The organism is Ureaplasma diversum NCTC 246, assembly GCF_000731915.1.
In the GTDB taxonomy this organism is placed as follows: Bacteria; Bacillota_I; Bacilli_A; order Mycoplasmatales; family Mycoplasmoidaceae; genus Ureaplasma; species Ureaplasma diversum.
This window is the reverse complement of the sequence record NZ_JFDP01000081.1, coordinates 1-7,831: the sequence shown is the minus strand read 5'-3', so window position 1 is coordinate 7,831 and position 7,831 is coordinate 1. Positions and strand designations below refer to the sequence as shown.

Annotated in this window: 8 protein-coding genes; all 8 read left to right on the top strand. The window is 32.6% G+C overall.

Annotation, left to right across the window (positions count from 1 at the left end; translation table 4 throughout):
* The coding region (locus UDIV_RS04600; RefSeq protein WP_038103391.1) for a hypothetical protein at positions 1-1,504 on the top strand (1,504 nt) is incomplete at its 5' end.
* Between the two features lie 810 nt (positions 1,505-2,314).
* Positions 2,315-2,620: an urease subunit gamma gene (locus tag UDIV_RS03545; protein WP_038103389.1), complete on the top strand. Its 306-nt coding sequence runs from the start codon at positions 2,315-2,317 to the stop codon at positions 2,618-2,620.
* A 90-nt stretch (positions 2,621-2,710) separates the two neighbouring features.
* The gene (gene ureB, locus UDIV_RS03540; RefSeq protein WP_038103387.1) at positions 2,711-3,082 is read left to right on the top strand and encodes an urease subunit beta; all 372 of its coding nucleotides are present in this window, start codon (positions 2,711-2,713) and stop codon (positions 3,080-3,082) included.
* Positions 3,083-3,129: 47 nt separating this feature from the next.
* The gene (gene ureC / locus UDIV_RS03535; protein ID WP_038103386.1) at positions 3,130-4,926 is read left to right on the top strand and encodes an urease subunit alpha; all 1,797 of its coding nucleotides are present in this window, start codon (positions 3,130-3,132) and stop codon (positions 4,924-4,926) included.
* Between the two features lie 86 nt (positions 4,927-5,012).
* Positions 5,013-5,462 (top strand): urease accessory protein UreE, encoded by a 450-nt coding sequence (ureE, locus tag UDIV_RS03530; protein ID WP_038103384.1) that lies wholly within the window; start codon positions 5,013-5,015, stop codon positions 5,460-5,462.
* Positions 5,404-6,168 carry an urease accessory protein UreF gene (locus UDIV_RS03525; protein ID WP_051749527.1) on the top strand — a complete coding sequence of 255 codons (765 nt, stop codon included), beginning with the start codon at positions 5,404-5,406 and terminating at the stop codon, positions 6,166-6,168. Before ureE ends, UDIV_RS03525 begins: the two co-directional genes overlap by 59 nt.
* 59 nt (positions 6,169-6,227) lie before the next feature.
* Positions 6,228-6,848, top strand: a complete 621-nt coding sequence (gene ureG, locus UDIV_RS03520; protein ID WP_038103382.1) for an urease accessory protein UreG — start codon at positions 6,228-6,230, stop codon at positions 6,846-6,848.
* A 6-nt stretch (positions 6,849-6,854) separates the two neighbouring features.
* Positions 6,855-7,715 (top strand): urease accessory protein UreD, encoded by an 861-nt coding sequence (locus UDIV_RS03515; RefSeq protein ID WP_038103380.1) that lies wholly within the window; start codon positions 6,855-6,857, stop codon positions 7,713-7,715.
* Positions 7,716-7,831: the final 116 nt, after the last annotated feature.

Below are 7,831 nucleotides of genomic sequence, written 5' to 3'. Positions count from 1 at the left end.
TGAATCAAACAATGGTTTAGTTCCAAATGGTAATAAGATTACTACTTTAATTAAAGCAATCATTGATCATAAAGGCTTCCAAGATGTTAAGATCAGATCTAAACTAATTAGAACAGTTGAAGAAGTTTACACTAACTTATTAAATGCTCCAGGAATTATAGAATACTTAGATTCTGTATTTGAAACAAAACTAGCTCCTGTACTTGCTAAAGCAGTTGGTGTTGATGAAAAAGTTGCTAAGGACTTCTTAGTAGGAACTTGAGGATTCTTAAGAAAAGATCCTAATATCTGAAAGATGGTTAAATACTTAATTGCTGAGTTAATTAACAACCATACATTCTACAGTAAAGATCAATACAAAACATTTGATCAATTATTAGAACGAGTTCTAGACTTAAACCCAGCTTATTTAGTTACTACATTTAAAGAATTAGTTGCTAGTTTCTTACGTAGTGAATCAACAACTCGTTTCATCGCTGCATTAATGTTTAAAAACTTAAAGCTTGAAAATATTACTGAAGAAGACTACAAAACTGTTCATAACTTATTAGTTGATTTATCACATAATCTTTATCGAATTGATTTCATTAATGTCTTTGTTCACCAATTATTTGTGATCTTTAAAGAAATGCAAACTGGTGTATTTACTAAAGAAGGATTTAAAGTTGTGTATGAATTCATGAATGCATTCATGCTTAAAGATCCACTTCAATTCTTAAAGATTGAACCATTAATTGGTAATAAAGAACACGACATTAAACCACTTCACTTTGTTAAGTTTATTAATTTAGTATTTGAAAAATCTCCATTTACTAAATATAGTCAGCTATCAGCTGAAAAGAATCCATTATTCTTTGGTTTAACTAAGATTGAACAAAGAAACATTTGAAGTGATGTGTTTGGATCAATTGGTGGACATAAAGGGGTAAGCCAACCAAACAACCCATACCTTAAAAAAGTGACTTCACTTCAACAAGGAATTAAAGGTGCTCCAGATCCAAAAGCTGTTGTTGGTAAAGTTGTAGCTAAGCTTTGAGATGCTCAAAAAGAATATGAAATTAAACACCCAACAACTTATATTCATGAAAACCCATTCACAAGTGCGATTGTAAGAATTGGTATTGCTATGCTTTGATATGTTCACGAAACATACTTCAAAGGTTCATCTCCTGTTACTTGATGAGCAAGTTGATTTGTTGTAACTGGTGAACGTGAACTTTATAAATTAATTCACGCAGGTAAGGGCGATCAATCTGAAGCTGTCTTAAATCTTTCAATCTTTGGTGCACGTCAAAACGATATCTTCAATCCACCACCACACCACTGAAATTATGCTCAACATGATTTCTTGTATATGGTAAGTAATTGACATAATAACCAAGATTCTAAACACATTCCTGGTAATAAATATGTTGATGATATTTTCTTAGCACTTAAAAAAGGTCATCCAGCAAAACCTGTATTAACTTCAAAAATGAATTGAAAATGAGCTAAGAAGCAATAATAAAAGACAAACAAAAAGCAAGGAAACCTCCTTGCTTTTTTGATTCATTAATATTTTATATGTTAAAAAAAGGAAAAGAAAAACAAGGAGACCCTTGTTTTAGATATAACCCATTCATTTTATGATCAATTGGATTTAAAGCGGATGGGTGCAATATATATCATGAATATATTATAAAATATTTTTAACCTTTTATTTAATAAAAAAAATAATATAGTTATTTTAAGATAGATAGTTAAACAATATAAAACCACTAGTTTGTGTCTAGCAAACTAGTGGTTGTTGATATGTACTCGCTATATATGTAGAGTACAAGCTTATGTCTTATATCAATATCTATATGAAAAATTTTTTGTTTATCCTTTTTTTGTTGTCTAGGCAAAATAAAGGACTTTTTAACATTAACTCAAAATTTTTAACTTTAAAATCCCTATTAGCTACCCGCTTCAAAATTCAAGAAAAAAATAAGCGGACTGGTAGCGATTTTAAAATACATTTACATTAATTAATAATTAGGTTATTAATCAATGGTCGTTTTCTTGTGAAACGACGAGATAAAGTATAGCATATTTTTTTAAAATCTGTACATACTAAATATTATTTTTTTCTATTTTAATAAAAAGATCAAAAAACACTTTCCCTTTTTGTACTTTTAGTATCCACTTTTTAGCTATTTAACATAAAAATATAAAAAAATATCAAACACATACCCAAAAAAGCATAATTTTTTCTTATTTTTTGTTGCAAGAGCTTAAAAAATAATATAATTAAATTGCATTATTAACTCAAATAAATAATTCGAGGTAGAAAATGAATCTTTCACTTAGAGAAATTCAAAAATTAATGATTACTGTTGCAGCTGACCTTGCTCGTAGACGTCTAGCAAGAGGGTTAAAGCTTAACTACTCTGAAGCTGTTGCTTTAATCACTGATCACGTTGTTGAAGGAGCACGTGATGGTAAATTAGTTGCAGACCTTATGCAATCAGCACGTGAAGTATTACGTGTAGACCAAGTTATGGAAGGTGTTGACTCAATGGTTGGTATTATCCAAGTCGAAGTAACTTTCCCAGATGGTACTAAGTTAGTGTCAATTCACGAACCTATCTACAAATAATTTACATCTTATATCAAATCAAAAACAACATAACTAAATATACTTATATATAACTATATTTAGAAATATGAAAAATTAAGGAGATAAAATATGGCTGGAGGATCAAACCTTTATACACCAGGTAAACTTGTACCAGGTGCATTAAAATTAGCCGATGGTGAAATCGCAATGAATGAAGGACGTAAAGAAGTTCGTGTGAACGTTAAGAACACAGGAGACCGTCCAATCCAAGTTGGTTCTCACTTCCACTTATACGAAACAAACACTGCGTTAATTTTCTATGATGAAAAAGGTAACGAAGACAAAGAACGTAAAGTAGCTTATGGTCGTCGTTTCGACATTCCATCAGGAACTGCTGTTCGTTTCGAACCAGGTGATATGAAAGAAGTGCCTTTAATTGATCTTGCTGGAACTCGTGAAGTATGAGGGGTAAACGGTAAGATTAATGGAAAATTAAAATAGTTAGCTATGTTAATTTTTTATTAATACAGTAACCAAGGAGAATTAATATGTTCAAAATTTCAAGAAAAAACTACTCAGAGCTTTATGGTATTACTACAGGTGATAGTGTACGTTTAGGTGATACTGATGTTTGAGCTAAAGTAGAAAAAGACTACACTCAATACGGTGAAGAATCTGTATTCGGTGGTGGTAAAACATTACGTGAAGGTATGGGTATGAACTCAACTTACAAACGTGATGAAAAATACAAAAACGCAGAAGTAATGGACTTAGTTATTACTAATGCTTTAATTCTAGACTACACTGGTGTTTATAAAGCTGACATCGGTGTACGTGATGGAAAAATTGCTGCAATTGGTAAGTCAGGTAACCCTCACTTAACTGATAATGTAGATATGATTATTGGTATTGCAACTGAAGTTTCAGCTGGTGAAGGTAAAATTTATACAGCTGGTGGTTTAGATACTCACGTTCACTGATTAGAACCTGAAATTGTACCTGTTGCTTTAGATGGTGGTATTACTACTCTTATCTGTGGTGGTACTGGTATGAACGATGGTACAAAAGCAACTACTGTAACACCTGGTAAATTCTGAATTCGTCACGGTTTACAAGCTGCTGATGGTATGACAGTTAACGTTGGTTTCTTAGGAAAAGGACAAGGTACTGCTGACCCAATTCTTGAAGAAATTGCAGCTGGTGCTTGTGGTCTTAAGATCCACGAAGACTGAGGGGCAACAGGACACGCTATTGATGTGTCATTAACAGTTGCTGACCAAACAGATGTTGCTGTTGCAATCCATACAGATACACTTAACGAAAGTGGTTTCGTAGAACACACAATCGCTGCTATGAAGGGTCGTGTAATCCACGCTTACCATACAGAAGGTGCTGGTGGCGGACACGCTCCTGACATTCTAGAAGCTGTTAAATACAACCACATTCTTCCTGCTTCAACAAACCCAACTATGCCATATACTGTTAACACAATTGCTGAACACTTAGATATGTTAATGGTATGTCACCACTTAAACCCTAAAGTTCCTGAAGACGTTGCGTTCGCTGACTCACGTATTCGTGCACAAACTATTGCTGCAGAAGATATTCTTCATGACATGGGAGCAATCTCAGTTATGTCATCAGATACTCTTGCGATGGGACGTATCGGTGAAGTTGTAACTCGTACATGACAAACAGCTCACAAGATGAAAAACCAATTTGGACCACTTAAAGGTGATAGTGAATTTAACGACAACAACCGTATTAAACGTTATGTTTCTAAATACACAATTAACCCTGCTATTGCACACGGTATTGATTCATATGTAGGATCAATCGAAGTTGGTAAACTTGCTGACTTAGTTGCTTGAGAACCTAAATTCTTTGGTGCAAAACCTTACTATGTATGTAAAAAAGGTGTTATTGCACGTTGTATCGCAGGTGACCCAAACGCATCTATTCCAACATGTGAACCAGTTATTATGCGTGACCAATTCGCTGCATATGGTGGTGCAATTGCTGATACTTCTGTATTATTCGTTTCAAAACTTTCTATTGAAAAGAATATTAAAGAAGAATACGGTCTTAAGAAAGATTTATTACCAGTTAAAAACTGCCGTAGTATTAGTAAAAAAGATCTTAAATACAACGATGCTACTCCAAATGTAGAAGTTGACTCTCAAACATTCAGTGCTGCTGTAGATTTAGCAGACCTTGAAAACTGAGTAGAAACATCTGCTGCTGAATTAGCTAAGAAGTTCAAGAAAACTGCAAATGGTAAATACATTATTGAATGTGATCCATTAACAGAAGCTCCATTAGCTCAAAGATACTTCTTATACTAGATCGCCCCATTTTTAGGATAAAATAATATTAATGCTATGTAAATAGCATTAATATTTTATATAAGAACAAAAGTGAGGGATGAAGCTTGGTTGTTTTTAAAGAAATTTTAGCCAATATTGCTGATATGGCTAATGTAGAAAAATACGAAATTGAAAGTATTCACTTAACTAATGAAGAAGTACTAAAACGTTTGATTATTGCTAAATCAGACTTAAACAATGAGTATGCTATTAAACTTGAAGAAGGTAAGCGTCTTGTTGATGGAGATGTTTTAGCGAATGAAGATAACAAGCTATTAGTAGTACGTTTAGAATTAGCGGATGTTTTAATCATTACTTCGCATTCAATTGGTAATATGGCAATGATTGCTCATAATTTAGGTAATCGTCATATGCCAGCACAATTTAGTGAGCAAGAAATGATTGTACCTTATGACTATTTAGTTGAAGAATACCTTCAAGAAATTAAGGCACAATATGAACGTAAAAAAATCAAACTCAAAGAGGCGTTTAGACACTGCGAAGCAGCAAGATAATTATTTACAATTATTAGATTTAATGCAAATCACAAATGCTAACTTCCCAATCGGATCATTTAGCCATTCGTTTGGTATTGAAACTTATATTCGAAAAGATATAGTTCACGATGGGAATAGTCTTGTGAAAGCGTTATTGCTATACATGAATGAGCAATTGTTATTCGGTGATTTATTAGCAATTCGTGAGATCTACAAAATCTTTAGATCAAAAAATGCAGATTCAGTCAAACACAAAAAAATATGAGCGATTGATCATATGCTAGGAACTCAAGGTTTATCAAAAGAAACTAGAGATGGTCAACGTCGTGTTGGGCAACAAATGGTAAAAATTTATAATGAAATTTTTGATTGTGAACTAATGGTTCAATATGCCCAACTAATTAAAGAAAAGAAATGCTTCGGTAATCCTGCTGTTGCTTTTGGGATTTTAGCAATTCATTTAGAATTAGATTTACAAATCTCATTATATACACATTTATACTCAACAGTTGCTGCATTAACACAAAACTGTGTACGTGCGATTCCGTTGGGTCAAGTACTTGGACAACAGATCATCTATGAACTAAGACACAAGTACTTTGAAGATATTATTAACAAAGCCTTTAAACTTGATTTTAAAACTGATTTTTGCAAGAATAACCCTGGGCTTGAAATTGCACAAATGGAACATGAAGATATTTCAGTGCGTTTATTCATGTCATAGTAATTTTTATCAATAGTTAAAATTCAAAAACAAAAAGTCCAAAAAGAAAGTCAATACTTATGAAAAAACCTTTAGTTATCGGTGTTGGTGGTCCTGTTGGTGCCGGTAAAACAATGTTGATTGAACGTTTAACACGTTACTTATCAACAAAAGGATACAGCATGGCTGCTATTACTAATGATATTTATACAAAAGAAGATGCTCGTATTTTATTAAATACATCAGTGTTAGATGCTGATCGTATTGTTGGTGTTGAAACTGGTGGATGTCCACATACAGCGATTCGTGAAGATGCTTCAATGAACTTTGCTGCAATCGAAGAAATGTGTGATAAACACCCAGATTTACAACTATTATTCTTAGAATCAGGGGGAGATAATTTATCTGCAACTTTTAGCCCTGATTTAGTAGATTTTTCAATTTATATTATCGACGTTGCCCAAGGTGAAAAGATTCCACGTAAAGGTGGACAAGGGATGATTAAATCAGACTTATTCATCATCAACAAAGTTGACCTAGCTCCTTATGTAGGTGCTAATGTAGAAGTGATGAAAGCTGATACTTTAAAATCACGTGGGGACAAAGATTTCTTTGCAACAAATTTAAAGACTGATGAAGGATTAAAACAAGTTGCTGATTGAATTGAAAAACGTTTACAACTTGCTATGCTTGAGGATTAATCCTAAATGATAAGCAAAGCTAAAATAAATGAATATGCGGCATATTTATATTTAAAGGTTACAAAAGATAAAAACCGCGACGAAATGGCACACGAAGTGTACTATACAAATTTCTACCGTTCATCAAAACCATTATATTTAGATGAACAAGATTTAGTTAACCCTTGTTTTCAATTAATTACAATGGGTGGGGGATTTGTATCAGGCGAGGTTTATCGCCAAGATTTTGAAGTTGGTGATAATGCTCGTTGTATACTAACAACTCAGTCAAGCTCAAAAACATATAAAGCTATTGATAACAAAACATCTGTTCAACATACTAATATTAAAGTTGGTAAAAATGCCATCTTAGAATATGTAAGTGATAACCTGATCGTTTATGAAAACGGGCGTTTTGCTCAATATAACGAATTCCATGTAGAAAACAGTTCAACACTAATTTATTCTGAGTGTTTTGGACCAGGATGAAGTCCACTTGGTGCTGCTTATATGTATGATTTAATGTATTTAAATACAAAGATTTATTATGATAATAAACTTGTATTATTTGATAACTTAAAATTCACACCATCAACACATGATGAATCAGCATTTGGGATTATGGATGGATTCCACTACTGTGGAACAATGGTAATGCTTAATCCATTACTTACTGAACAAGATGTAATAGCAATTCGTGATGAAATTAAACATTCACTAAGCGATATTAAAATGAGCTTTGGAGTTTCATTAATGGAAGTTCCAGGAATTGGTATTCGTGTTTTAGCTGATACTTTCTATAATGTTGATAAGGTTACTGCGATTGCTCATAAATATGTTCGTCAAAAATTATGAAACAAAAAACCGTTATCATTACGAAAACTATAATTAAAATCAAATAAGAGCAAATAAAAAACTATTGGATTTAAAACCCCAATAGTTTGCTCGATTGCAAGATCAACTGCAACATTATTAAAGTAAAATTTAATGATGGCAGTTGATCT